The 23,965-nt window shown below is 69.1% G+C and carries 27 protein-coding genes and 2 riboswitches; of the genes, 14 read left to right on the forward strand and 13 right to left on the reverse strand.

All coding sequences use genetic code 11. The features are described from left to right. Nucleotides 1-2 precede the first annotated feature (2 nt). The 3 genes from EIZ45_RS03625 (at nucleotide 3) to pssA (ending at nucleotide 2,419) form a co-directional block, all read left to right on the forward strand. The gene (locus EIZ45_RS03625) at nucleotides 3-293 is read left to right on the forward strand and encodes a GlsB/YeaQ/YmgE family stress response membrane protein (RefSeq protein WP_037807900.1); all 291 of its coding nucleotides are present in this window, start codon (nucleotides 3-5) and stop codon (nucleotides 291-293) included. 441 nt (nucleotides 294-734) lie between these two features. Beyond that, the gene (locus EIZ45_RS03635; protein ID WP_043827273.1) at nucleotides 735-1,448 is read left to right on the forward strand and encodes a phosphatidylserine decarboxylase; all 714 of its coding nucleotides are present in this window, start codon (nucleotides 735-737) and stop codon (nucleotides 1,446-1,448) included. 2 nt (nucleotides 1,449-1,450) lie between these two features. Then, a complete protein-coding gene (gene pssA, locus EIZ45_RS03640) occupies nucleotides 1,451-2,419 on the forward strand; it encodes a CDP-diacylglycerol--serine O-phosphatidyltransferase (RefSeq protein ID WP_037807905.1) in 969 nt (322 codons plus the stop codon). A gap of 10 nt (nucleotides 2,420-2,429) precedes the next feature. Here the strand turns inward: pssA and EIZ45_RS03645 are convergent, their stop codons facing one another. Beyond that, complete coding sequence (locus EIZ45_RS03645; protein WP_240690548.1) at nucleotides 2,430-3,059, reverse strand: helix-turn-helix domain-containing protein; 630 nt, start codon at nucleotides 3,057-3,059, stop codon at nucleotides 2,430-2,432. 64 nt (nucleotides 3,060-3,123) lie between these two features. Between EIZ45_RS03645 and EIZ45_RS03650 the strand changes: the two genes are divergently transcribed. Next, a complete protein-coding gene (locus EIZ45_RS03650) occupies nucleotides 3,124-3,990 on the forward strand; it encodes an alpha/beta fold hydrolase (protein WP_134661902.1) in 867 nt (288 codons plus the stop codon). Nucleotides 3,991-4,041: 51 nt separating this feature from the next. Next, a complete protein-coding gene (locus EIZ45_RS03655; protein ID WP_134734314.1) occupies nucleotides 4,042-6,330 on the forward strand; it encodes an AAA family ATPase in 2,289 nt (762 codons plus the stop codon). 151 nt (nucleotides 6,331-6,481) lie between these two features. Here the strand turns inward: EIZ45_RS03655 and EIZ45_RS03660 are convergent, their stop codons facing one another. Next, a complete protein-coding gene (locus EIZ45_RS03660; protein ID WP_134661904.1) occupies nucleotides 6,482-7,144 on the reverse strand; it encodes a LytR C-terminal domain-containing protein in 663 nt (220 codons plus the stop codon). Continuing rightward, on the reverse strand, nucleotides 7,141-7,449 hold the full coding sequence (locus EIZ45_RS03665) for a DUF3263 domain-containing protein (protein WP_037807914.1): 309 nt from the start codon (nucleotides 7,447-7,449) through the stop codon (nucleotides 7,141-7,143). The genes EIZ45_RS03660 and EIZ45_RS03665 overlap by 4 nt, the downstream gene beginning before the upstream one ends. Nucleotides 7,450-7,588: 139 nt before the next feature. Here EIZ45_RS03665 and EIZ45_RS03670 point away from each other — a divergent pair, with 139 nt between their 5' ends. From EIZ45_RS03670 to EIZ45_RS03685, 4 genes are all read left to right on the forward strand, one after another. Then, nucleotides 7,589-8,155, forward strand: a complete 567-nt coding sequence (locus EIZ45_RS03670; RefSeq protein WP_043827268.1) for a peptide deformylase — start codon at nucleotides 7,589-7,591, stop codon at nucleotides 8,153-8,155. Between the two features lie 127 nt (nucleotides 8,156-8,282). Then, a riboswitch (TPP riboswitch) is annotated at nucleotides 8,283-8,415 on the forward strand. Then, a complete protein-coding gene (gene thiC, locus EIZ45_RS03675; protein WP_009084020.1) occupies nucleotides 8,409-10,052 on the forward strand; it encodes a phosphomethylpyrimidine synthase ThiC in 1,644 nt (547 codons plus the stop codon). Its footprint overlaps the riboswitch before it by 7 nt. Next, on the forward strand, nucleotides 10,049-10,873 hold the full coding sequence (gene thiD / locus EIZ45_RS03680) for a bifunctional hydroxymethylpyrimidine kinase/phosphomethylpyrimidine kinase (RefSeq protein WP_134661905.1): 825 nt from the start codon (nucleotides 10,049-10,051) through the stop codon (nucleotides 10,871-10,873). The genes thiC and thiD (EIZ45_RS03680) overlap by 4 nt, the downstream gene beginning before the upstream one ends. Nucleotides 10,874-10,889: 16 nt before the next feature. Then, nucleotides 10,890-11,093: a hypothetical protein gene (locus EIZ45_RS03685; RefSeq protein ID WP_037807930.1), complete on the forward strand. Its 204-nt coding sequence runs from the start codon at nucleotides 10,890-10,892 to the stop codon at nucleotides 11,091-11,093. On the opposite strand, the gene EIZ45_RS03690 is transcribed toward EIZ45_RS03685, so the two are convergent. Further along, nucleotides 11,090-12,097: a phosphatidylinositol-specific phospholipase C domain-containing protein gene (locus EIZ45_RS03690; RefSeq protein ID WP_107050889.1), complete on the reverse strand. Its 1,008-nt coding sequence runs from the start codon at nucleotides 12,095-12,097 to the stop codon at nucleotides 11,090-11,092. The genes EIZ45_RS03685 and EIZ45_RS03690 overlap by 4 nt on opposite strands. Before the next feature lie 112 nt (nucleotides 12,098-12,209). Between EIZ45_RS03690 and thiD (EIZ45_RS03695) the strand changes: the two genes are divergently transcribed. Then, on the forward strand, nucleotides 12,210-13,043 hold the full coding sequence (gene thiD / locus EIZ45_RS03695; protein WP_037807932.1) for a bifunctional hydroxymethylpyrimidine kinase/phosphomethylpyrimidine kinase: 834 nt from the start codon (nucleotides 12,210-12,212) through the stop codon (nucleotides 13,041-13,043). Here the strand turns inward: thiD (EIZ45_RS03695) and EIZ45_RS03700 are convergent. Beyond that, nucleotides 13,040-13,471: a MarR family winged helix-turn-helix transcriptional regulator gene (locus EIZ45_RS03700; RefSeq protein ID WP_037718524.1), complete on the reverse strand. Its 432-nt coding sequence runs from the start codon at nucleotides 13,469-13,471 to the stop codon at nucleotides 13,040-13,042. The two genes, thiD (EIZ45_RS03695) and EIZ45_RS03700, sit on opposite strands and share 4 nt — an antisense overlap. 144 nt (nucleotides 13,472-13,615) lie before the next feature. Beyond that, on the reverse strand, nucleotides 13,616-14,239 hold the full coding sequence (locus EIZ45_RS03705) for a TetR/AcrR family transcriptional regulator (RefSeq protein ID WP_037807937.1): 624 nt from the start codon (nucleotides 14,237-14,239) through the stop codon (nucleotides 13,616-13,618). Nucleotides 14,240-14,296: 57 nt separating this feature from the next. Here EIZ45_RS03705 and EIZ45_RS03710 point away from each other — a divergent pair, with 57 nt between their 5' ends. Continuing rightward, a complete protein-coding gene (locus tag EIZ45_RS03710; RefSeq protein ID WP_134661906.1) occupies nucleotides 14,297-15,241 on the forward strand; it encodes an NAD(P)-dependent alcohol dehydrogenase in 945 nt (314 codons plus the stop codon). A gap of 366 nt (nucleotides 15,242-15,607) precedes the next feature. Here EIZ45_RS03710 and EIZ45_RS03715 read toward each other — a convergent pair whose 3' ends face one another. From EIZ45_RS03715 to thiO, 4 genes are all read right to left on the reverse strand, one after another. After that, nucleotides 15,608-16,015 (reverse strand): hypothetical protein, encoded by a 408-nt coding sequence (locus EIZ45_RS03715; protein ID WP_134661907.1) that lies wholly within the window; start codon nucleotides 16,013-16,015, stop codon nucleotides 15,608-15,610. Nucleotides 16,016-16,066: 51 nt separating this feature from the next. After that, nucleotides 16,067-16,819, reverse strand: coding sequence for a thiazole synthase (locus EIZ45_RS03720; protein WP_037807946.1), 753 nt, complete (start codon nucleotides 16,817-16,819; stop codon nucleotides 16,067-16,069). A gap of 2 nt (nucleotides 16,820-16,821) precedes the next feature. Further along, entirely contained in the window at nucleotides 16,822-17,022 is a 201-nt protein-coding gene (gene thiS, locus EIZ45_RS03725) for a sulfur carrier protein ThiS (protein WP_037361904.1), read from the reverse strand. Next, nucleotides 17,022-18,110, reverse strand: a complete 1,089-nt coding sequence (thiO, locus tag EIZ45_RS03730) for a glycine oxidase ThiO (RefSeq protein ID WP_134661908.1) — start codon at nucleotides 18,108-18,110, stop codon at nucleotides 17,022-17,024. Before thiO ends, thiS begins: the two co-directional genes overlap by 1 nt. Beyond that, nucleotides 18,107-18,213: riboswitch (TPP riboswitch) on the reverse strand. It overlaps the preceding gene by 4 nt. A 30-nt stretch (nucleotides 18,214-18,243) precedes the next feature. Here thiO and thiE point away from each other — a divergent pair. Continuing rightward, entirely contained in the window at nucleotides 18,244-18,909 is a 666-nt protein-coding gene (gene thiE / locus EIZ45_RS03735) for a thiamine phosphate synthase (RefSeq protein WP_134661909.1), read from the forward strand. 269 nt (nucleotides 18,910-19,178) lie between these two features. Here thiE and EIZ45_RS03740 read toward each other — a convergent pair whose 3' ends face one another. Continuing rightward, complete coding sequence (locus tag EIZ45_RS03740; protein ID WP_134661910.1) at nucleotides 19,179-19,958, reverse strand: hypothetical protein; 780 nt, start codon at nucleotides 19,956-19,958, stop codon at nucleotides 19,179-19,181. 154 nt (nucleotides 19,959-20,112) lie between these two features. Between EIZ45_RS03740 and EIZ45_RS03745 the strand changes: the two genes are divergently transcribed. Then, nucleotides 20,113-21,057, forward strand: a complete 945-nt coding sequence (locus EIZ45_RS03745) for a threonine/serine dehydratase (protein WP_134661911.1) — start codon at nucleotides 20,113-20,115, stop codon at nucleotides 21,055-21,057. A 190-nt stretch (nucleotides 21,058-21,247) separates the two neighbouring features. Here EIZ45_RS03745 and EIZ45_RS03750 read toward each other — a convergent pair whose 3' ends face one another. Beyond that, complete coding sequence (locus EIZ45_RS03750; RefSeq protein ID WP_134661912.1) at nucleotides 21,248-21,937, reverse strand: SDR family NAD(P)-dependent oxidoreductase; 690 nt, start codon at nucleotides 21,935-21,937, stop codon at nucleotides 21,248-21,250. Between the two features lie 87 nt (nucleotides 21,938-22,024). Between EIZ45_RS03750 and EIZ45_RS03755 the strand changes: the two genes are divergently transcribed. Next, nucleotides 22,025-22,453, forward strand: a complete 429-nt coding sequence (locus tag EIZ45_RS03755) for a MarR family winged helix-turn-helix transcriptional regulator (protein ID WP_134661913.1) — start codon at nucleotides 22,025-22,027, stop codon at nucleotides 22,451-22,453. A 23-nt stretch (nucleotides 22,454-22,476) separates the two neighbouring features. Here the strand turns inward: EIZ45_RS03755 and EIZ45_RS03760 are convergent, their stop codons facing one another. Then, complete coding sequence (locus tag EIZ45_RS03760; protein ID WP_043827255.1) at nucleotides 22,477-23,964, reverse strand: MFS transporter; 1,488 nt, start codon at nucleotides 23,962-23,964, stop codon at nucleotides 22,477-22,479. Between the last annotated feature and the right edge of the window lies 1 nt (nucleotide 23,965).

Below are 23,965 nucleotides of genomic sequence, written 5' to 3' on the forward strand. Positions count from 1 at the left end.
ACATGGGCATCATCCTGTGGATCGTCTTCGGCGCGCTGGTCGGCTGGATCGCGAACCTCGTGGTCGGCGGCCGGGAACGGCAGCGGCAGGGCTGCCTCGTCAGCGTGCTGGTCGGCGTGGTCGGGGCGGCGCTCGGCGGCTTCATCTACCGGCTCGCGACCGGTGAGCAGCAACACTTCGAGTTCGATTTCCCGAGCTTCGGCGTCGCTATCCTCGGCGCGATCGTGCTGCTGCTCGTCTTGCGGCTGGTCAGCGCAGCGACCGCGAGCCGGCGCGATCGTGACCGTTGGTAACAGTTTCCCGACGATCTGTCAGAACACCTGGGCGACGGGCTAAACTGATCCGTTCCGCGCCCGGGTGCGTGCTTCGTCGGGGGACGCATGCACCCGGGCCGCGTCCCGCACGAGCCGAACAGCGTGAACAGGGTCGACAAGCTGGGGAACGGGCACCGAGAGGACATCCCGGCGCCAGTCGCGCAACAGCCGCGCGAGCAGATCGGGTACCGCCATCGTCTCCCTCGCCAGGTCGGCCCGGGCACCGGTCCCGAGCGGCGTCAACTACCCGGTGTTATCGGATTGTTCGACGCGTCGTTACCGGTTTGTGGTCGCGCCCACCCGCACTGGGACAACCCTTACGACCAGGGGCCGCCCGGTCCGCCGCAAGCGGGCGGTAGCGTGGGGAAGCCCAAATCGGACCCTTACACCGACCGAGACGAACAGCGGGGAACTCGACCCATGAGCGGCCAGCCCACCGGTAACCCCCTCGCGCACGCTGTCCAGCTGGCCCGCGAGACGTTCCCGCCGATGCACCCGGCTGGACGGCCGTTCCTGTTCGGCGGCCTCGCCGCGACGATCGTGGCACGCCGGTTCTCCAAGCGCCTCGGCGTGGTCGGCGCGCTCGCCACCGCGGGCATGACGGCGTTCTTCCGCGAGCCGAAGCGCGTGCCTCCGGTACGCGACAACGTCGCGATCTCGGCCGCCGACGGCACCGTCTCGCTCATCGAGGAAGCGGTCCCGCCCGCCGAGCTCGGCCTTCCCGCCGAACCGCGGATGCGGGTGAGCGTGTTCCTGTCGGTCTACGACGTGCACGTCCAGCGCACGCCTGCGGCGGGCGTGATCTCGAAGGTGGCGTACAAGCCGGGCAAGTTCCTTTCCGCGGACCTCGACAAGGCGAGCGAGGTCAACGAGCGCAATTCGCTGGTGCTGCACACCGTCGACGGCCACGAGCTCGTCGTCGTGCAGATCGCCGGACTGGTCGCGCGCCGCATCCGGTGCGACGTCCGCGAGGGCGACAAGGTGTCCGCGGGCGAGACCTACGGCATCATCCGCTTCGGCTCGCGCGTCGACACTTACCTGCCGCCGGGCAGCCGGGTCGTGGTGGCCAAGGGCCAGCGGACCGTCGGCGGCGAAACCGTGCTCGCCGAACTTCCTGCGCAGGGAGAAAGCTGACCATGGTCCGCGTGACCACCCCGGGCGTCCGGCTGCTGCCGAACGCGATCACCGTGCTCGCGCTCTGCGCCGGACTTTCCTCGGTGCAGTTCGCCCTCACCGGCAACTACGCGATGGCGATCGGCTCGATCGGCATCGCCGCCGTCCTCGACAGCCTCGACGGCCGCATCGCCCGGCTGCTCGACGCGACGTCCAAAATGGGAGCCGAGCTCGACTCGCTGTCCGACGGCATCTCGTTCGGCGTCGCGCCCGCGCTGGTGCTCTACGTCTGGCAGGCGCACGGCGACCGCATCGGCTGGGTCGCGTCGCTGATCTTCGCGGTCTGCATGATCCTGCGGCTCGCCCGCTTCAACACGCTGCTCGACGACACCGATCAGCCGCCGTACGCCGCCGAGTTCTTCGTCGGCGTGCCCGCGCCGGCCGGCGGGCTGGTCGCGATGCTGCCGCTGATCGCCACGCTGCAGTGGGGCGAGGGCTGGTGGTCCGAGCAGTACGTGGTGCTCATCTGGACCATCGCGGTCGCCGCGCTGCTGATCAGCCGCATCCCGACGCTGTCGCTCAAGACGGTGAAGGCCCCGGCGAAGGCGATCGCGCCGCTGCTGGTGGGCGTCGGCCTGCTGGCCGCCGCGATCATCGTGTTCCCGCTGGCGGCGCTCGCGGTCGCGCTGGTGCTGTACCTGCTGCACATCCCGTACTCGGTCTACCGGCACCGCTGGCTCGCCGCGCACCCGGAAGCCTGGGAAGTGCCGCCGCGCGAACGCCGTGCGATCCGCCGGGCCCGCAGCCACCGACGGCTGCGGTTGCGCCCGGCCTCGGGCCGAGTCGCCGGTGCGGCGATGCGCGCGGTGCGGCGGACGAACTCGGACCTGGTGCGGACCCGCAATCTGCGCGAACGGGACCACAGCTCGGCCACGTCCGGACCTACGCAGCGGCGGCGGAGCTGGCGTCGGATCGGCATCCGGCGCCGGTAGTCCGGCCTCGTCAGACGCCGAACACAGCACGAACCGCAGACTCGGCACCGTCGATCTCGATCATCCCGAGCGCACGGGCGTCTTCGAGTGCAAGCGCGCCCGCGGCAAGGCCGAGAACACAGGCCGGATCAGCGCGGACGGTGGCGTCGAGATCGCTGCCGTCCTGCGGGCCGACCTCAAATCCCGACCGCGTCGCGCGGAGCTGGAAAGGCGCGCCGCCGACCTCGATGCCCACCGTCGCCGCGGCTCGGATCTTGACCCGGGCGTCGAGCAGCGCGGGAAGCGCGAGGGCAAGCCATTCGGGACGGAACGAGTCGCCCTTCGGGCCGCGAGTCATCAACGGAGCGGACCAGCGGATCAGGCTCTCGATCGGTTCGCGCAGCTCGGCGCCCCACGGCGTGAGGGCGTACTCGACCACGCTGCCCTTGTCCGCCAGCCGCCGTTCGAGCACGCCCGCGGTCTCGAGGTCGCGGAGCCGGTCGGCGAGCAGGTTGGTCGCGATGCCCGGGAGCCCGTCGATCAGGTCCCGGTAGCGCGCGGGGCCGATCAAGAGCTGGCGGACGATGAGCAGATTCCACCGGTCGCCGACGATTTCGAGGGACCGGGCGAGCCCGCAGTACTGACCGTAGCTGCGCATCATTTCCTCATGCTTGACAATCTCAAGTACGCTTGGCTTCCTCAATCATAGCGTCGAGGGGTCCGAGATGGCTGAGAGCGCACGGCCCGCCTGGGTCGACGACGATCTGTTCCCGTTCAAGAGCCGTTTCGTGGACATCGACGGGCACACCGTGCATTACGTCGACGAGGGCTCAGGTCCCACGCTGCTGCTCCTGCACGGCAATCCGACCTGGTCATTCCTCTGGCGCGACGTGATCCGCGCCCTGCGGGACGACTTCCGCTGCGTCGCTCTCGACTACCCGGGTTTCGGGCTGTCGACCGCGAAGTCTGGCTACCGCTATCTACCCGAGGAACACGCCGACGTAGTCACCGAGTTCGTCGACGCGCTCGACCTCAGCGGGGTCACCCTGGTCGGCCAAGACTGGGGCGGCCCGATCGGCCTCGCCGCCGCGGAGCGTCGACCGGACGTCTTCGACCGACTGGTGCTCGTCAACGCCTGGGCCTGGCCGGTCAACGGCGACCCGTACTTCGAGGCGTTCGGCCGGATCGCGGGCGGGCCGCCGATCCGGTTCCTGGCCCGGCAGTTCAACCTGGTCGTCAAGGCGTTCCTCCCGATGGGTCACCGGAAGCGGAAGCTGACCGCGGCCGAAACCGCCCACTACCGCCGCGCGATGGACACGCCCGAACGGCGCCAGGCGTCCGGCGTGCTGCCTCGCCGGCTCCTCGCCAGCCGAGCTTTCTTCGCCGAGGTCGAGGCCAACCTTCCCGACCTGCCGACCTTGATCGTGTGGGGCAACGCTCAGATCGGCTTCCGGCCGCGGGAGCGCGAACGCTTGGAAGCGTGCTTCCCGAACCACCAGACGGTGGCCCTCGACGGTGTCGGCCTCTACGTGGAGTCAGACGCACCCGATGAGTTCGTCGCCGCGATCCGCGACTGGTCGGCAACGCGGTAAGCGGCCTTTCGTTCGCGCATAACCGCCCGCCGGTTCATTAGGGTGAGCAGGGTGAGCGATCCGCAGATCACCCTGACCGTCCGGCACACGCCGTCCGCGCTCGACGCGCGGCGGGGGGTTGTCCGGCTGCACCCGGAAGTGCTCGACGCGCTCGGCCTGCGGGCCTGGGACGCCGTGCACCTCACCGGCGCACGGCGCAGTGCCGCGTTGGCCGCGCCCGCCGCCGAGGAGGCGACGCCGGGGGTCGTGTTGACCGATGACGTCACCATGTCGAACCTCGGCGTCGCGGAGGGCGGCGAGGTTGTCGTCTCGCCAGCAGAGGTGACTGCTGCCCGGACGGTCACCGTGTCCGGGTCTCGGCTCGCGTCGGTTTCGGTGTCCCCGCAGACGTTGCGGCTCGCGCTCACCGGCAAGGTTTTGACCCGTGGCGACGCGGTTTCCCTGCTGCCGCAAGACCTCGCGCCCGCGCCGGGCTCGGACGTCGCCGCCGTGCGTGGGCAGCTGTCCCGCGTGATCGGGGCGACCTGGACCAACGAACTGCTGACCGTCACGGCGACGGAACCGGCTGGCGTCGTCGTGGTTGGACCGTCCACAGTGGTCAGCTGGCGGGACGGCGCCCGCACGGGCACGCCGACCAGCGAACCGCCGACGCGCTCCGCGACCGCGCTCGTTCGCACCACTGCTGTCACCGCCGCCGAGGATTACCTCGAAGCGGAGATCGTCGAAGAGGTCGTCACCGAGGCCCGCGAGGAAGAGCTGGACGAGCCGGTGCCGGTCGCCGATCTGGTCGGGGCCGAGGGCGCGGCGCGCAAGCTGGCCGAGTGGTTCGATCTGGCGTTCCATCGGCCAGAGCTGCTGGCGAAGCTGGGTACTTCCGCGCATCTGGGCGTGCTGCTGTCGGGACCGGAGGGCGTCGGCAAGGCGACGCTGGTGCGGGCGGTCGCCGCGGCGGAGAAGGTGCGCGTGGTGTCGGTGACCGCGCCGAATATCGCCGTGCTGGAACCGAATGCGGCACACCGCTCGCTGCGCGAGGCCATCGACCGGGCCGCGGACGGCGACGGTCCCGGCGTGCTGCTGATCAACGACATCGACGCGCTGCTCCCGGCCACCCAGCCGCCGCCGGTGGCCACAGTGGTCCTGGAGGAACTGCGCGCCGCGCTGCGCCGGGACAGGCTGGCTGTGGTCGCCACGACCGCGCGGGCCGAGTCGGTGGATCCGCGGCTGCGCGGGGCCGACCTGCTCGACCGCGAGCTGGGCTTGCCGCTGCCGGAAGCGAAAACCCGCGTCGAACTGCTGCGGATCCTGCTCCGCGACGTGCCGGTCGAATCCGGTGCCGACCTGGGCGTGCTCGCCGAACGGACCCCCGGTTTCGTCGCCGCCGACCTGCTCGCCCTGCGCCGCGACGCGGCGTTGCGGGCCGCGCTGCGTCAGCGGGACGTGGACGAACCCAAGATCTCCCAGCAGGACCTGCTCGACGCGCTGGCCACCGTCCGGCCGATCTCGCTGTCCACTTCGGACAACCTGGCCACCGGCGGCCTGACGCTGGACGACGTCGGCAACATGACGTCGGTCAAGGAAGCACTCACCGAAACCGTGCTGTGGCCGCTGCGCTACCCGGACTCGTTCGCCCGGCTCGGCATCGAACCGCCGCGCGGCGTGCTGCTGTACGGCCCGCCCGGCGGCGGCAAGACGTTCCTGGTCCGGGCGCTCGCCGGCACCGGCGCGCTGAACGTGTTCGCGATCAAGGGCGCGGAACTGCTGGACAAATGGGTCGGCGAATCGGAACGCGCGGTCCGCGACCTCTTCCGCCGGGCCGCCGACGCCGCCCCCTCGCTGATCTTCCTCGACGAGATCGACGCGCTCGCCCCGCGCCGCGGCCAGTCGTCCGACTCCGGCGTGGCCGACCGCGTGGTCGCCGCGCTGCTCACCGAACTGGACGGCGTCGAGCCGATGCGCGAGGTCGTCGTACTGGGCGCGACGAACCGGCCGGAACTGGTCGACCCGGCGCTGCTGCGACCCGGACGGCTGGAGCGGCGGATCTACGTCCCGCCGCCGGACGCCGAATCCCGCGCCGCGATCCTCGCCGCGACGGCGAAGCACACCCCGCTCGCGTCCGATGTGGACCTCGCGGCCACCGCGGCGGCACTGGAGGGCTACTCGGCCGCCGACTGCGCCGCGCTGATCCGAGAGGCCGCGCTGACCGCGATGCGCGAGTCGCTGGAGGCACGCGAGGTGACTGCGGCGCATCTGGACAAGGCACGCGAGGCGGTGCGGCCCTCGCTGGACGCCGCGCAGCTGGCGACGCTGGAGGCTTACGCGCAGGCGCAGCAGGAACGCTGAGGACGCCTCCGCAACCGAGCTGTACGTGAGGGGAACCCTGACGGAATCTGATTCCCGCAGGGTTCCCCTCACGTACCTCGAGCGCAGCCGAGCGCCGGGCCCGGCAGACATGACAAAGCCCGCGCCGTAGCGCGGGCTGTCACGAACCGGGTCAGCTGCCCTGGTGGCCGCCGGGCCGATAGTCCTTCGTGATGATCACTATGACGCCCGGGCTCGAGTTCTGGATGCCGTCGAACCGGGGCTGGGCCTGGAAGCCGAACTCCTTGGCCAGCTGTTTCGCGGCGGCTTCCTCGTCGGTGCCCGGCCGGAAGTAGGCCGTGGTGGTCGGGATGTTGCCCTGCGAGTAGTTGCCGACCTCGGCGACGTTCCAGCCCGAACCGCGGAAGTCGGCGGCGGCCTGTTCGGCGAGGTGCTTGATCAGCGAGTTGTTGTAGACCCGCAGGGTGACCCACTTGTTCGAGGCCTGCTGGTCCGGACCCGCCTGGCCCGGCTGCCCTGGCTGCTGGCCCGGCTGGCCGCCGGGCTGCCCTGGCTGGCCCGACGCCGGCGCCGACGAAGCGGCGGACGACGAGGCCGGTGCCGACGAGGCGGGCGACGACGGCGCGGAGCTGGGCGCCGAGGAGGAGGACGAGGACGGCGCGGACGACGATCCGCCGGGCGCGCTGGGCTCGCCGGACGTGCTCGGCCCGGCGTTCTGGTCGCCGCTCGTGTTGAGCACGGTGACCCCGCCGATGACGGCGGCGACGACCGCTACCCCGATCAGCGCGACCCCCGCGGCCTTCAACGGCCGGGACAGTCCCGAGAAGACGCTCATGACAGCTCGATCCCCAACCGCCGGGCCCCGCGTTTGCGCTGACGGGCGGCGCGCGTTTTACGCAGCCGCTTGACCAGCATCGGATCGGCCGCGACGGCCTCCGGCTTGGCCAGCAGCGTGTTCAGCAACTGGTAGTAACGGGTGGAGGACAGTCCGAAGCGCTCCCGGATGGCGTTCTCCTTCGCCCCGGCGTGGCGCCACCACTGCCGCTCGAACGCGAGGATGTCCAGTTCGCGTTCGGTCAGGCCACCGACATTCTCCGGCGGCGACGGCTGGTTTTCAGCCATCGACTCCGCGGCGTCCATGCGGTCCTCGCAATCGGTGTCGGCAGTCCTTCCGCGGGCGTCATTGAACCACGGAACCCATGCTCGACATGGGCATCCGACACGGCGCGTCACGGTCCGATCCAGGTGTACCAGAAGGGTCCGACTAAACTCGGCGTCCGTGACCGTCCACCCCATCTGCATCGCCGGCGAACCCGTGCTGCACCAGCCCACGCGCGAGATCACCGAGTTCGACGACAAACTCGCCACTCTCGTCGAGGACATGTTCGAGACCATGTACGCGGCCGAGGGCGTCGGCCTCGCGGCCAACCAGATCGGGCTCGACCTGCGAGTGTTCGTATACGACTGCCCGGACGACGAGGGCGTCGAGCACAAGGGCGTGGTGGTCAACCCGAAGCTCGAGACCTCCGAGATCCCGGAGACCATGCCGGACCCGGACGACGACTGGGAGGGCTGCCTGTCGGCCCCCGGCGAGTCGTACCCGACCGGGCGCGCCTCGTGGGCGAAGGTGACCGGATTCGACGTCGAGGGAAATCCGATCGAGGTCGAGGGCACCGGCTACTTCGCGCGGTGCCTGCAGCATGAGACCGATCACCTCGACGGGTTCATCTATCTGGACCGGCTCGTCGGCCGCCACGCGCGCGCGGCGAAGAAGATGCTCAAGAAAAACAAGTGGGGCGTTCCCGGCCTGACCTGGCTGCCGCCCAAGGAACCCGCGGACGCCTGACCCGCGCCGAATTCCCCGAAGGCCTCCCCGAAATCACCGGGGAGGCCTTCGTTGTGCTTCGGCCAGACGGGCGGGAGGGTTGTGTCAACCCGACACCGCATGGCATCGTCGGACAAGCAACCTCAACCGAATGCAACGCGGGAGCTCGCGCCTTGGCGGGCTGAGAGGGTGGCTGGTGTCCATCTCGCGGACACCCGGCGTCACCGACCGCATGAACCTGACCGGGTAATGCCGGCGTAGGGAGTGAACGTCGTTGACGACGCTGGAAAACCAGGGTGCCATCGCCCCGTCCGTCACCACCGGGCCGATCACCGGCTCGCGGAAGGTCTACCACCGCACCGAATCCGGACTGCGGGTTCCGGCGCGGCGGATCGACCTGTCGAACGGGGAGCATTTCGACGTGTACGACACGTCCGGCCCCTACACCGATCCGGACGCGAACATCGATGTCCACAATGGACTGCACCCGCTCCGCTCCGGCTGGGCTGACGGACGGGAGCACAACACCCAGCTCGGCTGGGCCAAAGCCGGGGTCATCACCCGGGAAATGGAGTTCATCGCCGCGCGCGAACGCTGCACTCCGGAGTTCGTGCGGGACGAGGTCGCCCGCGGTCGCGCGGTGATTCCGGTCAACCGCAAGCACCCGGAGACCGAGCCGATGATCATCGGCAAGAACTTCCTGGTGAAGATCAACGCCAACATGGGAAACTCGGCCGTCTGGTCCTCTGTGGAGGAAGAGGTCGACAAGATGGTGTGGGCCACCCGCTGGGGAGCCGACACGATCATGGACCTCTCCACCGGCAAGCGGATCCACGAGACGCGCGAGTGGATCGTGCGCAACTCGCCGGTCCCGGTCGGCACCGTGCCGATCTACCAGGCGCTGGAAAAGGTCAACGGGGAGCCGGAAAAGCTCACCTGGGAGATCTACCGCGACACCGTGATCGAGCAGTGCGAGCAGGGCGTCGACTACATGACGGTGCACGCGGGCGTGCTGCTGCGCTACATCCCGCTCACCGCGCGCCGGGTCACCGGCATCGTCAGCCGCGGCGGGTCGATCATGGCCGCCTGGTGCCTCGCGCACCACCAGGAATCCTTCCTGTACACGCATTTCTCCGAGCTGTGCGAGATCCTGCGCGAGTACGACGTCACGTTCTCCCTCGGCGACGGCCTCCGTCCCGGTTCGATCGCGGACGCCAACGACCGCGCCCAGTTCGCCGAACTGGAAACCCTCGGCGAGCTGACGCACATCGCGCGCGAGCACGACGTGCAGGTGATGATCGAAGGCCCCGGCCACGTGCCGATGCACAAGATCAAGGAAAACGTTGAGCTGGAGGAAAAGCTCACCGGCGAGGCCCCGTTCTACACGCTCGGCCCGCTCGCCACGGACATCGCCCCGGCATACGACCACATCACCTCGGCGATCGGCGCGGCGCAGATCGGCTGGTACGGCACGGCGATGCTGTGCTACGTCACGCCGAAGGAGCACCTCGGCCTGCCCAACCGCGACGACGTGAAGACCGGCGTGATCACCTACAAGATCGCCGCGCACGCCGCCGACCTCGCCAAGGGCCACCAGTACGCGCAGGACTGGGACGACGAGTTGTCCAAGGCCCGCTTCGAATTCCGGTGGAACGACCAGTTCAACTTGTCGCTCGACCCGGACACCGCGCGGTCCTTCCACGACGAGACGCTCCCCGCGGAACCGGCGAAGACAGCCCACTTCTGCTCGATGTGCGGGCCGAAGTTCTGTTCGATGCGGATCACCCAGGACGTGCGCAAGTACGCCGAGGAGCACGGTCTGTCCTCTGTGGAGGCGATCGAGGCGGGCATGGCCGAGAAGTCCGCGGAGTTTTCCGAGCAGGGCAACAAGGTCTACCTGCCCGTGGTCAACCAGTGACAGTCACCCCTCGTACCGCCCTCACCATCGCCGGATCCGATTCCGGCGGTGGTGCGGGCGTGCAGGCGGATCTGCGCACGTTCTTCGCCAACGGCGTGCACGGCCTGGTCGCGCTCACCGCGGTCACGGTGCAGAATTCGCTGGGCGTGCAAGGGTTTTCCGAGATCCCGGTCGACGTCGTCACCGCGCAGATCAAAGCGGTCGCCGAGGACATGGGCGTCAACGCGGCGAAGACCGGCATGCTCGCTACCGCGGACATCATTCAGGCAGTAGCGAAAACGCTGGACGAAGTCCACATTGGACGCGCCACGGACACTCCGTTCGTGGTCGACCCGGTGGCCGCGTCGATGACCGGCCACGCGCTGCTCCGCGAAGAAGCGCTGGAAGCGATCCGCACGGAACTGTTTCCGCGCGCCACGCTCATCACGCCGAATCTCGACGAGGTCCGGCTGCTGACCGGCGTCACAGTCACCGACGCGAAGAGCCAGCGCGCCGCCGCGGAAGCGTTGCTGGAGTTCGGTTCCCAGTGGGTTCTGGTGAAGGGCGGGCACCTCTACGACGCCGCCGACTGCGTCGATCTGCTCACCGACGGCTCGGCGGTCATCGAGTTGAGCGGACCGCGCATCGACACCGAGAACACCCACGGCGGCGGCGACACCATGGCGTCCGCGATCACCTCGTCGCTCGCGAAGGGCGCGGACGTGCCCACCGCGGTCGCGGAGGCGAAACGGTTCATCGAACGCTGCGTCCAGGAGGCGTATCCGCTCGGTGCCGGGGTCGGCCCGGTTTCCCCGTTCTGGCGGCTCGCGAATCCGCAGTGAATGCGACACTGGCCGGATGAGCGAGACACCGGAAGCATTGTGGGCGCGGCTGCCGCTTGAGGTGCAGCACGAGGTCGACGGCCTGGTCACCGAGCACCGCACCGCTTCGGCGGTCAAAACGATCCGCAAATCGGGCGTCACGCCGCGGCCGGGGATCGCCGAAGCGCAAGCGGTGTACGAATACCGGATGTCGGTGCTGAAGCCGCCGCCGCGGTTTTAGCCGCGCGAATCCACCGTTGGCAGCACGGTCGTGAGGCCGGTCCAATCGGACGTCACCACGGACGCGTGCTGTTTGGCCAGTTCGGCGACGCGCTGGGTCGCCTGGTCGACGGTCGGGTTGTGGTCGTCGATGGCCGGCGCGACGTTCTGGGCATCCGTCATCACCACGTAGTAGTGGTTTTCGTCGTACCAGGACATTCCGGCCTTCGCGAGCCATTCGCTCGCGTCTCCGTCGAAAACGACAAACCACGGTTTCTGCTCCGCGGTGTATTTGTCGCGTGGATCGCCGCCGGCGGCACCGTGCACGGTCGGGAAGATCTGGACCGAATTCAGCTTCCCGGCCGCCTTCTGGTCCAGCAGGTAACGGACGTACTCGACATCGGTGTGCAGCGTGTCGGTCGGGTTTCCTTCTTCGACAGTGCCGGGGATGATCTCGGTGAGCACCTTGCCCCGCAACGCGTCCAGCGTCGGCCAGTTGTCCGCTTTGGACGCTTCATCCAGCGTGGCGTGGCTGCCGAGCAGATCCGCGGGCTTGAACACCGCGTCGCCGAGGTGGTCGCGGAACGCGGCGTCCAACTGGGCCGGACCGAGGCCGGTATTCGCCGAGAAACCGGTCTTCATTTCGATCTTCACCGTGAGCGGCCCGCGGCCGGGATGGGCGCCGAGCCAGATCCGGATGTCGTCCAGGCACGATTCGAGGTCCTTGTTGGTCCCGCCGGAGTAAAGGTCGGCCGCGGTGTGCGCGTCGACGCAGTTGTTGCCGTTGCCCAGCGGGTTGGAGTGGCTGACCTTCCACTCGTGGGTGAAGAAGTCCGGCCAGACGTCGAGTTCGAGCAGGGACGAGCCGTTGTCCAGCGCCTGCGCCAGGTACGGGTACGCGGCCGGGTCGTAGGTGTTGTGCACGCCGACCGTGGTCACGTGCGAAAGCTGGGGGCTGTCCGCGCTGGCGACCCCCGGTACCGCCAGCGTGGACAGGAGCAGGAGACCGGCCGCGGCGAGCTTCACTGATGTCTCCTTCGTCACGGGGACCAGCACGAACGTTTACTGTGCCATCGTGGTGGACTGTGAATGAAGCACAGTTGCCTCAATGGACCAGACCAGAAGTCGGAACGCGCACATGACTGAGAACCCGAGCCCGCCCTCCGCGCTCACCATCGCCGGATCGGATTCCGGCGGGGCCGCCGGACTGCAGGCGGACCTGCGGACCTTCCTCACCTGCGGGGTGCACGGCCTGGTCGCGGTCACCGCGGTCACCGTCCAGAACACGCTCGGCGTGCACGACCGCGCCGACCTCCCGCCGCACATCGTCGCCGGGCAGATCGAGGCGGTCGCGGCGGACATGGGCGTCGGCGCGGCGAAGACCGGCATGCTCGCGTCCGCGGAGATCATCCACGCGGTCGCGGCGGCCTGCGACAAGGCCGGGATCGGGCGCGACGGCGCGATCCCGTTCGTGGTCGACCCGGTGGCCGCGGCGATGACCGGCCAGTCGCTGTTCGACGACGACGGCCTCGCCGCGCTGCGCGACGAACTCCTGCCGCGCGCCACCGTCCTCACCCCGAACCTGGACGAGGTGCGGCTGCTCACCGGCATGACCGTGACCGACCGCGAAGGCATGCACACCGCGGCTGTCGTGCTGCACCAGCTGGGCCCGAAGTACGTGCTCGTGAAGAGCGGCCACCTGCAGTCCGACCCGGAGTGCGTCGACCTGCTCTTCGACGGTTCGACGTTCGTGGAGCTGCCCGGCCCGCGCTGGCAGACGCCGCACACGCACGGGGCGGGCGACACCATGGCGTCCGCGCTCACCGCCGGGCTGGCCAAAGGCATGCCGGTGGTCGAGGCGGCGCGCTACGGCAAGTGGTTCGTGTCGCAGGCCGTCGAACACTCGTACCCGATGGGCGCGAAAGTCGGCCCGGTGTCGGCGTTCTGGCGGCTGGCCCCGGAAGAGCGCTAGCCCTCGTCGGAGATCAGGGCTTCCAGCGCGGGCAGCGCGGCGATGATCGACTCGCGAGCCTCGGGCGTGAGCCGGTCGAGGCGGCGGTTGAGTTCCTGCACGCGGGTCGACCGCACGCCGGAGACGAGGCGTTCGCCTTCCTCGGTGGCGCGGGCGAGCCAGGCGCGCCGGTCGACCGGGTCGGATTCGCGCGTGACGTAACCGGCCTCCACCAGGGTGGCCACGATCCGCGACATCGTGGCCGCCGCGACGCCTTCCTTCGCGGCGAGGTCGCCGAGGCGCAGTTCGCCGAAGTGGACGAGCGTGGCCAGCGCGGAAATCGACCCGTGTCCGGGCCCGGGCGCGCCCGCCTGGCGCAGGGAGCGGGAAAGCCGCCCCACCGCTAGATACAACCGGCCCGTTACGTCCTGGACCGAGGAAAGAGTCACGATCGGCTCCTTCTGACGCTGGTGCCCGCCGCTGGGTGCGCCGGAAAGGGTGCCGTCAACCATACGGCGTACCCGTGCTCAATCCGTGTCAAGCGCGGGCGAAATCACCACAACCCGACTATTTGTGCAGCTTGGCCGCCCCATTCAGAGCACCGACACGTCAAGCGGCAGCTCCGCGGGCGGCGGCAGCGGCGCGGCGGCCTCCGCCCGGAACGACTGCAGCAGGTAGCCGGCGAGCCGCCGCGACGCCGCTGGTGCCGCCGCTCCCGCGCCCGATCGCAGCCCGCCGTTCGCCAGCAAGATCAACGACAGGTCGGAAACCGCGAAGTCGGCCCGCAGCGCACCGGCGTCCTGCGCCCGGCGGATCAACTCGGCGAATGCCCGCAACGCCCGGTCCCGCAACTCGGCGAAGGCGGCTTGATCCGGCAGCGCGGTCACGATCGCGGCGGAGAAACCGTGGTTGCGCGCCTGCATCGAGCACACCTCCTCGATCACCCGGCAGAACCCACGCCACGGATCGGGGTCGGCGAGCGCCTCGTCGAGCATGCCCGCGCACTCGGCCATCGGCTCCGCGAAGGCTTCCGCGACCAGGTCGGCCTTGGTCGGGAAATGGCGGTACACCGTGGCGACGCCCAGACCCGCGCGGCGCGCCAGCTCGCTCATCGACACGTCGAGCCCCTCGGTCTCGAACGTGCGCTCGGCGACCTCGAGGAGGTGCGCGCGATTGTGGGCGGCGTCGGTGCGCAACCGAGTCGATTTTTCCGGCACTCTCTCACTTTACGTGAATCGGAAGCCCCTTTCCACTTTCCGTGCTAGAAGTGGAACATGCCTTCCACTTCGATGCGCGCCATCACCTACGACCGCTACGGACCACCGGAAGTCCTGCGCGAGACCACCCTTCCGACGCCGACGCCCGGCCCCGGCGAAGTCCTCGTCCGAGTGCGCGCCCTGACAGTCAACGGCGGCGAACTGGCCATGCGGTCCGGGAAGCTGCTTCCGTTCAGCGGCAAGCGTTTCCCCAAGCGAATCGGCGTAGACCTGGTGGGTGAGGTCGTCGATCCCGGAACCAGCCGGTTCACGCCCGGCGACCTAGTCTGGGGCGGCGGGCGGCGGATGGGCACCGCCGCCGAGTACCACGTGCTGGCCGCGGATCGGCTGGACCACGTGCCTGCCGGGCTGGATCCCGCGCAGGCCGCGTCGCTGCTGGCGGGCATCACCGCGATCACCGCACTGCGGGACAAGGCCCATCTGAAACCGGGCGAACGCCTGCTGGTCCGCGGCGCGACCGGCGGGGTCGGCTTTGTGGCCACACAACTCGGCAAAGCAATGGGCGCGCACGTGACCGGTCTTGCCAGCGCCAAAAATCTTGAACTGGCAAGGGACCTCGGCGCGGACGCCGCACTCGACTACCGCGATCCGGGCGACCTGGGGAAGTTCGACGTCATCCTCGACACCGTGGGCCGAGACCTAGACACGTTCCGGCAGCTGCTGACCCCGCGCGGACGGATGGTCGCGATCGCGTTCGACCTCAACCGTCCGGCCCGCACGGTTGGCTATGTCGCGGCTAACTCGCTACGACGTCGGCGGTGGGTGCGGGGGTTCAGCGGCAATCCGAAGGCAGACCTGCTGGCCGACCTGAGCCGCTGGGTCACCGCCGGACTGGTGCGGCCGTTGGTGGACCGGGTGTTTCCGCTGGCGGATATCGCCGAAGCACACCGCGCGCTCGAAAGCGGCGGTGTGCGCGGCAAAGTGGTGATCACAGTTCCGTGAGGGGCTCGCACCGGCGCTGACGCACCCTGGCCGACCAGCTGTTAAGCCTTTCCCGCGTGAGCCTTGAAAAGACACTCGAGCTGGTCGCCGCTCTGATTTTCCCGATGAATGTGCAGGCTGGCGGCATCAGCGAAGCCCTTCCGCTCACCACCGTCAATCTCGACAAGCAAGCGCGGATACCTCGACCGGGGTTGATACGAACCGTACTGGTCAACAGACCACAGAGCCACTGGGCCGCCGTGTCCGATGCTCAATCCGATTTCCGAAACGCTGGAAAACAGGAGTTCTCGCTTCAAGCCACTCACGAACCGTTCCTCCCACACGGCAATCCGAAGGCAGACCCGCCCACCGACCTGAGCCGGTGGGTCACCGCCGGTTTGGTGCGACCTCGCTGGCACCCCCATCACCTGCCGCTTTGCCGGTCGCGTAGATAAGTTCCCCTTCACCGTCATCCCGCGTTCCACGAGTAATGCGAACACCACCGGCCGCGACGAAGCCCCGCTGGTCGCTTCCATGAATCTCGATCAGCATATGCGGAAACTTCGACGTCTCGCGGTACGAAGAATGGTGATCGACCACCACTAACGACAGCGGACCACTGTAGCGAATAACCGTCTCCACCATCGAAACAGTGTGGAACAGGATTCGAATTACGTCCGAGCCCTCATCGAAGTCAGCACTGCGAAACAGCAGTTGCGAGTGCCCGGAACCGTAGCGCCAGAGCAGGAAGCTTCTCTCACTCGACCACAGCACTTCCTTCGCATGATCGCTCAAAGGGGGTCTCGCCTTCGTCCCGACGCCGTACCGATGGAGGGCAAGTGCACGTCAGCGAGGCGGACTGGACGCCTGCGCCCAAAACCGCTGCGGCACCCTTCCCGCGCCCCGCGCCAGATACCCCGCTTCCACAGCGCTCCGCATCGCCAAGGCCATTCGTTCCGGGTCCGCCGCCCGGGTCACCGCGGTCGACAGCAGCACCGCCGAGCAGCCGAGTTCCATTGCCAGCGTGGCGTCCGACGCCGTGCCGATCCCCGCGTCCAGCACGATCGGCACTGACGCGCGCGAGACGATCAGTTCGATGTTGTGCGGGTTCCGGATTCCCAGCCCGGTGCCGATCGGGGCACCGAGCGGCATCACCGCGGCGCAGCCCGCTTCCTCCAGGCGCAGGGCGAGCACTGGGTCGTCGTTGGTGTACGCGAACACCGTGAAACCGTCCGCCACCAGGCGTTCCGCGGCTTCCAGGGTTTCCAGCGGGTCCGGCAGCAGCGTGCGGTCGTCGGCGTGCACCTCGAGTTTGATCAGGTTCGTTTCCAGCGCCTCGCGGGCCAGCTGGGCGGTGAGCACGGCTTCCGCCGCCGTGCGGCAGCCTGCGGTGTTCGGCAGCAGCTCGATGTCCAAGCGCCGCAACAGCTCCAGTACGCCCGAGCCGCCCTCGGCGTCGGCTCGGCGCATCGCCACGGTGGTGAGCTGGGTGCCCGACGCGACGAGCGCTCGTTCCAGCACTTCGAGATTCGCCGCGCCACCGGTGCCGATGATCAGTCGCGACGACAGCTTGTGTTCGCCGATGATCAGGTCGTCCATGCTCAACCTCCTTGAACCGCGGTCAGCACTTCGAGCTGCGCGCCCTTCGGCACGACCGCTTCTTCCCATTCGCCACGCCGCACGACCTCGCCGTTGACCGCGACGGCCACGCCGCGGCGTTCCGCTCCCAGCGCGTCGAGGACCGCGGAAACGGTGCTGTCGTCGGGGAATTCCCGCCATTCGCCGTTGACCTTGATCTCCATCAGCCTCGCTCCTTCTCGACCAGACGGGCGGGCGTCGCCGCGGCGACCTCCGGCGGCGGGGCTTCGCCGGCCAGCCACGCGACCACGGCGTCCGCAGTCGCGGGCGCCATCAGCAAACCGTTGCGGTGATGTCCTGTCGCCGCGTACACGCCTTCGCTCACTTCGCCGATGTACGGCAGAGCGTCGCGGCTCGCAGCACGCAGTCCGGCAGCGACTTCCACCAGCTCGTACTCCGTGATGCCGGGCAGAATACGTTCCGCGCCTTCCAGCAACTCGCGTACGCCGCGCGCGGTGACAGCCTGATCGAAACCGGCTTCGTACTGCGTCGCGCCAAGGACCAGTTCGCCGTCTTCTCGCGGTACCAGATAGATCGGCCGCCCTTCGACCATCGCGCGCACCGTGTACGGCGGAGGCGGCAGACAGCCACGACGCGGACGCAGTCGCAAAATCTCGCCCTTCAGCGGGCGTACGGCGTGCTCCAGCAACGGATGCAGCTGCCCGGTCCACGCCCCCGCGGCGAGGATCACCGGGCCGGACACTTCGGAAAGGCTCTCGAGCCGCTCGCGCCGGAACTCCACCCCACGCTTCGTAGCCGCTTCGCTCAGCGCTGTGAGCAGTTTCCGGTTGTCCACGGCTAAATCACCCGGTACGTGCAGGCCGCTGCGCACCGCACCGACGCCCGGCGCGAGCCGCTTCGCCTCGCGGCCGGTGAGCGTCTCGACGTCGCGGCCGAGCGAACGCAGGTACCCGGCGAGGATGTCGAGGTGCCCGGCATCGGCGCTGTCGAACCCGACGACGATCGTGCCGTGCTCGGCCAGCCCGGGATCGGTGCCCTCGTCGGCGAGGTCGCGGGCGAAGCCTGGCCAGCGCCACAGCGACGCTTCCCCCAGGCTGAGCACGGCTTCCTCGCCCGGCCACGCCTCGGTGACCGGTGCGAGCATCCCGCCGGCCAGCCAGGACGCGCCACCGCGCGCGGGCTCCGGGTCGACGACCGTGACGCGCCATCCGCGAGCGGCCGCGCGCCAGGCGACGGACAGCCCGATGACGCCGCCGCCGACGACAGTGACGGTTGTGGTGCTGGTGTTCACAGTGGAATCACGCTCCCTGCGCCGGCATGACCCGGATCAGGTTCCACGGTCGGAGCGGCAGCTCCCTCTCAGCCCGTTGCCTCGGGCTCCCGTGCGGACTCCCACACCGTAGCGCGCGGGTAACGTCACCGCCATGCCTGCCTTGACCGGAGACCAAATTCGCACCCGGCTAGCCGACGCCCGGCTGTACCTGTGCACCGACGCCCGCACGTCCCGAGGCGACCTCGCCGAGTTCGCCGACGCAGCCTTGGCGGGCGGCGTGGACATCATCCAGCTGCGGGACAAGACCGGCGGCGCCCCGCTCGAGGCCAAGCAGGAGATCGCAGCGCTGGAAGTCCTGGCGGAGGCGTGCGCCCGACACGGAGCGCTGCTCTCGGTAAACGACCGAGCGGACGTAGCGCTGGCCGTCGGCGCCGACGTCCTGCACCTGGGCCAAGACGACATCCCAGTCTCCCTGGCCCGACGAGTCCTGGGCGACGACGTAGTCATCGGCCGATCCACCCATTCGGAGGAGCAAGCCACAGCAGCCGCCACCGAGGCAGGAGTGAACTACTTCTGCACCGGCCCCTGCTGGCCCACCCCGACCAAGCCCGGCCGCTTCGCCCCCGGCCTGGACCTAGTCCGCTCAACCGCAGCGAGCAACACCGAACGCCCCTGGTTCGCCATCGGCGGCATCGACGAACCCCGCCTACCCGAGGTACTGACCGCAGGCGCGACCCGCATCGTCGTCGTCCGAGCAATCACCGAGGCCGAAGACCCCAAAGCAGCCGCACAAACCCTACGAGCCCACCTGAGTTAACCACGCCCGCCGACGCACCCAAGCCGGCCACCCAACCGCACCGGTGCACCCAACGATCGAAGCACCCAGCCCCTTTACCGCAGCCAATCCACCCGCTATCGAGGCACCCAGCCCCTCCCCCGCACCCCGATACGAAGCCCATCTGCGGTTCGGGGGTGCTTGTCAAGGCATCTTTCCCGCCTTGACAAGCACCCCCGAACCGTCAGCACAATCAAACTTCGGGGTGCCCCACGCAACCACCGTGCGCAATGTCGCCGCCAGGCGACGAGCTACTCCCCACCATTAGACGGAACCGCAGGCGCAGTAGCCGTCTGACTACCGCTAGGCGCCTGCGAACTACTAGACGGCTTAGACGAAGAAGTCGGCACCTGACTCTCCCGCGTAGCCTGCGAAGACGGCGGCGCACTAGCCGTAGTAGTAGGCGTAGACGTCGAACCGTTAGACCGAGACTCCCCAGTCGGCGGCGCCTGCGGCTGAGTACTGGGTGTGTTGTCCGGATGATCATCCCGCTGCTGACTGGTCTCCGGCTGCCGAGGAATCAACCCAGTCGACACATTCCCCTGAGTCGTCCAGTCAATCCCCACCAGCACAACCAGCGCCACGACAAACGCGACCACACTGGACGCGATGATCAACGGCCACCGCATCTTCCGCAGCTTCTCGCCCAGACCTTCGGCCGCATCCGGCTGAGTAGGACGCAACCGGACCGTAGGCATGTTCGCCACGTCAGCGTCGACATGCACCGTCGCCGCGTCGCCGGAACCGGACTCCCGCACCGCCTCCACCGGCACCAGCGCACCCCGGCTGCGCCGGGCAGCCGTCTCCATCGCCTTCCGCGCGGCATCGCGAGTGCGCTGCAAAGACCGCAGGTACAACTCGCCGCCGACGGTGCTGACCACACTGGCCACCCCGGCGCCGATGACTGTTCCCGCGACCCCCAGCGTCGAACCCAGCAACGCGGCGGTGACCGCCGCGAGCGCCGCGGCGAGCACCGAGGTCATGCGGAGTTTCTTCTTGTCCTCCGCGGTTTCCTTCTGCTCCTCGCTCATGATTCCGATCTGATCGTTTCCCAGCCCTGTTCCCTGCTTCTTCAACGGTTAAGTCGTCCGAGGTGCTCCCTTCGTTGCCCCGGCGTGAGGGACGCCACGTTGACTGTCCACAATGGATGGACTAAAGCTCACACTTTCCTGACATACTCGCCTCATGCACCTCGTGACGATCTCCGACATCGAAACCGCGGCCGGACGGCTGAAGGGCACCGCGGTGCACACCCCGCTGCTGCGCCAGCTCTGGGTTCCCGGCGAATTCTGGGTGAAACCCGAGAGCCTGCAACCGATCGGCGCGTTCAAGATCCGCGGCGCGTACAACGCGATCGCCGCGCTCACCGACGCCGAACGGGAACGCGGCGTGGTCGCGTATTCGAGCGGCAACCACGCGCAAGCGGTCGCCTACGCCGCGCGCGAATTCGGGATCACCGCGGTGATCGTGGTGCCGGACGTCACTCCGCGACTGAAGGTCGAAGCGACCCGCCGCTGGGGCGCGGAAGTCCGCGAAGTGCCGATCGCGGAACGGGAATCGGCGGCGCTCGCCCTCGCCGAGGAACGCGGCCTCACGCTGATCCCGCCGTTCGACCACCCGGACATCATCGCCGGACAGGGCACCGTCGGACTGGAGATCGCGCAGGACCTCCCGGACGTCGAGACCGTGCTGGTCCCGATCAGCGGCGGCGGCTTCGCCTCCGGGGTCGGCGTGGCGATCAAGGCGAAGTGCCCGAACGCGAAGGTCTACGGCGTCGAACCGGAACTGGCCGCCGACACCGCCGCCAGCCTCGCCGCGGGCGAGATCGTGGAGTGGCCCATCACGGACCGCGCCCGCACCATCGCCGACGGCCTGCGTGCGCAACCGTCCGAGCTCACGTTCGCGCACCTGCGGCACGTCCTCGACGGCGTGATCACGGTGACCGAGGACGAAATCCGCGACACCGTCCGCGCGCTCGCCCACCAGGGCCGCCTGGTGACGGAACCCAGCGGCGCCACCGCACCGGCCGCCTACCTGCACCACGCCGACGAACTCCCCGGCGGACGCACCGTCGCGGTCGTTTCCGGCGGCAACATCGATCCGGCGATGCTGGCCGAACTGCTCGCCTAGCTGTGCACCCGGGCCGCGCAGTCCCAGTGAACGTACGTGAGGGGAACCCTGAGGGAATCAGAGTCAATGAGGGTTCCCCTCACGCACCTTCACCCAACCCCGGCTGGGGCGAGCGTGGGCGGGGTCGCCGTATAGCAGGCACCCAACGCGGCATCAGGGGTGCCCCTGCGCGCTCCGCGCGAGAGGCTCGTCACCAGTTGACGGTCTGTCCCTGCCGGTCCAGGTAGTGCAGCCCGCCCTTGCCCGCACAAGCTTCGATCGTGTCGGCGACTCCGGGGATGCTCTCGTCGACGGTCAGCCGCGCACTCGGGCCGCCCAGGTCCGTCTTCACCCAGCCCGGCGCCATGAGCAGCAGGGTGCGCGGGTCGTCGGCGTGCCGTGCGGCGAAGCTGCGCATGAGCTGGTTCAGCGCGGATTTGCTCGCCCGGTAGACCTCGAAGCCGCCGTTCGTGTTGCCGGAGACGCTGCCCTGGCCCGACGACATCACGCCGATGGCGCCCGTCGCGGGGACCAGGTCTTGCAGGGTTTCGACAACGCGCATCGGGCTCAGCGCGTTGGTCACCATGACCCGGGTGAAGTCCTCGGTGGACACGTCGGCGAAGGTCGCCGAGGGGTCGGTCGTGTAGTTGGTCCCGGCGTTGACGAACAGCAGGTCGAACCGGCCCAACCGGGCACGCAGCGCGGCGACCTGCTCGGGCGCCGTGATGTCGACGGTCTCCACCGTCAACCTGCCCTCGGCCGATTTGGCCAGCTCGTGCAGTGCGGACGGCGTGCGTTCGGTCGCGGTGACCTGCCAGCCGCGACGGAGGAACTCGGCGGCCAGCGCGTAGCCCAGCCCCCGCGACGCCCCGATGATCAACGCGCTCTTGCCTGTGGTCATGACTTCCCCTTAGCTATCAATTGATAGCTAACCTACGTCGCCGGGGAGATACCTGTCAAACGATAGGTATTGGGCTACGCTGGCCGGGTGAAAGACGAACAGCTCTTCGAGTTGGCCGACCTGATCCTCGCGGTGGCCCGGCACATCAACGCCGCCAAGGAAGCCAACGCCGAGTCGGGAACGCCGCTGGAAGGAGCGGTGATGCGGTTCGTCGACCGGCACCCGGGAACGACGGTCAACGCCGCGGCCGAGGCGACGCAGATGATCTCCAGCAACGTCAGCCGAGCCGTCCGAGGCCTGGAGAACAAGGGGCTGCTGCGCCGCGAAGCCGATCCCGACGACGCCCGTCGAGTGCGTCTCTACCCCACCGACAAGGCAGCGGAAAACCTGCAACGGCTGCGCGACACGTGGTCCGCTCTGCTGGAGGGAACGAAGCCGGCCGAGGCCAGCATCTTGATCACTGCCTTGCAGGGCATCGAGACCCGGCTAGTCGCCCGATCCCGCGGCACCACGTAGGCGAGCCAGCAACCCCGCGAAAATCAGCGATGCCCGCCCGGATGGACGTGCGTGGGCGGTCCTTCCACCCCGCAGTGCAGACAATCCCCGGGATGCGGCGAATCGTCCGGTTCGGCAGCGCCGAGCACCCCGTTGTGAATTCCTAACGCGATCAGCCCGCCGACGATCGCCAGCACCGCGCAGATCACCAGCGCCGTCTGCCATCCGGCGGTCAGCGCGGTCGGATCGCGGTAAGCCGAACCGGTCAGACCCGCCGCGGCGGGCAGGACTGCCACCGCCAGAAGTCCACCCGATCGGGCGATCGCGTTGTTGACTCCGGACGCGACCCCGGCGTACCGGTCCGGGGCGGCGGCCAGCACGGTCGCGGTCACCGGGGCGACCACAGTGGCCAGTCCCAGCCCGAACACCACCACCGCGGGCAGCACGGACCCGAGGTACGACGATCCCGGCCCGACCCGCGTCAGCAGCAGCATCCCGACGCCGACGACGATCGGCCCGACCACCAGCTGCAGCCGCGGTCCGATCCGCTGCGCGAGCGCCCCGGACCGGCCGGAGAGCAGCAGCATGATCACCGTGATCGGCAATCCGGCCAGCCCGGCCAGCGTCGGCGAATAACCCAGCGACACCTGAAGCTGCAGCACCAGCAGCATCATCACGCCGCCGAGCGCCGCGTAAACCACGAACGTCAGCGCGTTCGACAGCGTGAACGTCCGGTCGCGGAACAACGAAGGCGGCACCAGCGGTTCGGCAGCCCGGTGCTGGAGCCGCAGGAACATCCCGAGCCCGGCGACACCGACCACCAGCGCGACCAGCACGACCGGATCGCCGATCCCGCGCACCGGTGCCTCGACCAGCGCACCGGTCACGCCGGCCAGCCCGAGCGCGCCGACCGCAGCGGCGACGTAGTCCGGATGCCCGGTCGCCGCGGTATCGCGCGACTCCGGCACGAACCGCCGCGCCATCAGCACGACAATCACCGCGAGCGGCAGATTGATCAGGAACGCCAGCCGCCACGACCACGCCTGCACCAGCAGTCCGCCGAGCAGCGGTCCGACCGCCGCGGCGATTCCGCCGAGCCCGGACCACGAGCCGATCGCCCGCGCGCGGTCTTCGTGCGAGAACGACGACTGCAGGATCGCCAGCGAACCCGGCGTCAGCAACGCCCCGCCGATTCCCTGCAGCACGCGGAACAGCACGAGCAGCTCGGTCGAGGTCGCCGCCGCGCACAGCCCAGACGCGAGCCCGAACCACACGACCCCGATCAGGTACACCCGCCGCCTGCCGTAGCGGTCGCCGAGCGACCCGGCGACCAGGATCAGCGCGGCCAGCGCCAGCAGGTAGCCGTCGAGGATCCACTGCAGACCGGCGACCGACGCGCCCAGCTCCTCGCCGATCCGGGGCAGCGCGACGTTCACGATCGTGCCGTCGAGCATCGCCATCCCCGAACCGAGGATGGTCGTCCAGAGCACGCCGCGAGCCGCGGGCGTGCCCCAGCGGATGCCGGTCGGCACG

Origin of the sequence: Amycolatopsis sp. CFH S0740 (assembly GCF_004522315.1) — a bacterium.
In the GTDB taxonomy this organism is placed as follows: Bacteria; Actinomycetota; Actinomycetes; order Mycobacteriales; family Pseudonocardiaceae; genus Amycolatopsis; species Amycolatopsis nivea.

Coding starts and splice junctions, on each gene's coding strand:
- EIZ45_RS03650 (WP_134661902.1), top strand. CDS start 3,124: ATGGCTGAGAGCGCACGGCCCGCCTGGGTCGACGACGATCTGTTCCCG.
- EIZ45_RS03750 (WP_134661912.1), bottom strand. CDS start 21,937: ATGACCACAGGCAAGAGCGCGTTGATCATCGGGGCGTCGCGGGGGCTG.
- EIZ45_RS03625 (WP_037807900.1), top strand. CDS start 3: ATGGGCATCATCCTGTGGATCGTCTTCGGCGCGCTGGTCGGCTGGATC.
- thiE (WP_134661909.1), top strand. CDS start 18,244: ATGCCTGCCTTGACCGGAGACCAAATTCGCACCCGGCTAGCCGACGCC.
- EIZ45_RS03665 (WP_037807914.1), bottom strand. CDS start 7,449: ATGGACGCCGCGGAGTCGATGGCTGAAAACCAGCCGTCGCCGCCGGAG.
- EIZ45_RS03645 (WP_240690548.1), bottom strand. CDS start 3,059: ATGATGCGCAGCTACGGTCAGTACTGCGGGCTCGCCCGGTCCCTCGAA.
- EIZ45_RS03685 (WP_037807930.1), top strand. CDS start 10,890: ATGAGCGAGACACCGGAAGCATTGTGGGCGCGGCTGCCGCTTGAGGTG.
- EIZ45_RS03740 (WP_134661910.1), bottom strand. CDS start 19,958: ATGAGCGAGGAGCAGAAGGAAACCGCGGAGGACAAGAAGAAACTCCGC.
- EIZ45_RS03660 (WP_134661904.1), bottom strand. CDS start 7,144: ATGAGCGTCTTCTCGGGACTGTCCCGGCCGTTGAAGGCCGCGGGGGTC.
- EIZ45_RS03635 (WP_043827273.1), top strand. CDS start 735: ATGAGCGGCCAGCCCACCGGTAACCCCCTCGCGCACGCTGTCCAGCTG.
- thiS (WP_037361904.1), bottom strand. CDS start 17,022: ATGGAGATCAAGGTCAACGGCGAATGGCGGGAATTCCCCGACGACAGC.
- thiD (WP_037807932.1), top strand. CDS start 12,210: ATGACTGAGAACCCGAGCCCGCCCTCCGCGCTCACCATCGCCGGATCG.
- pssA (WP_037807905.1), top strand. CDS start 1,451: ATGGTCCGCGTGACCACCCCGGGCGTCCGGCTGCTGCCGAACGCGATC.
- EIZ45_RS03720 (WP_037807946.1), bottom strand. CDS start 16,819: ATGGACGACCTGATCATCGGCGAACACAAGCTGTCGTCGCGACTGATC.
- EIZ45_RS03745 (WP_134661911.1), top strand. CDS start 20,113: ATGCACCTCGTGACGATCTCCGACATCGAAACCGCGGCCGGACGGCTG.
- EIZ45_RS03710 (WP_134661906.1), top strand. CDS start 14,297: ATGCCTTCCACTTCGATGCGCGCCATCACCTACGACCGCTACGGACCA.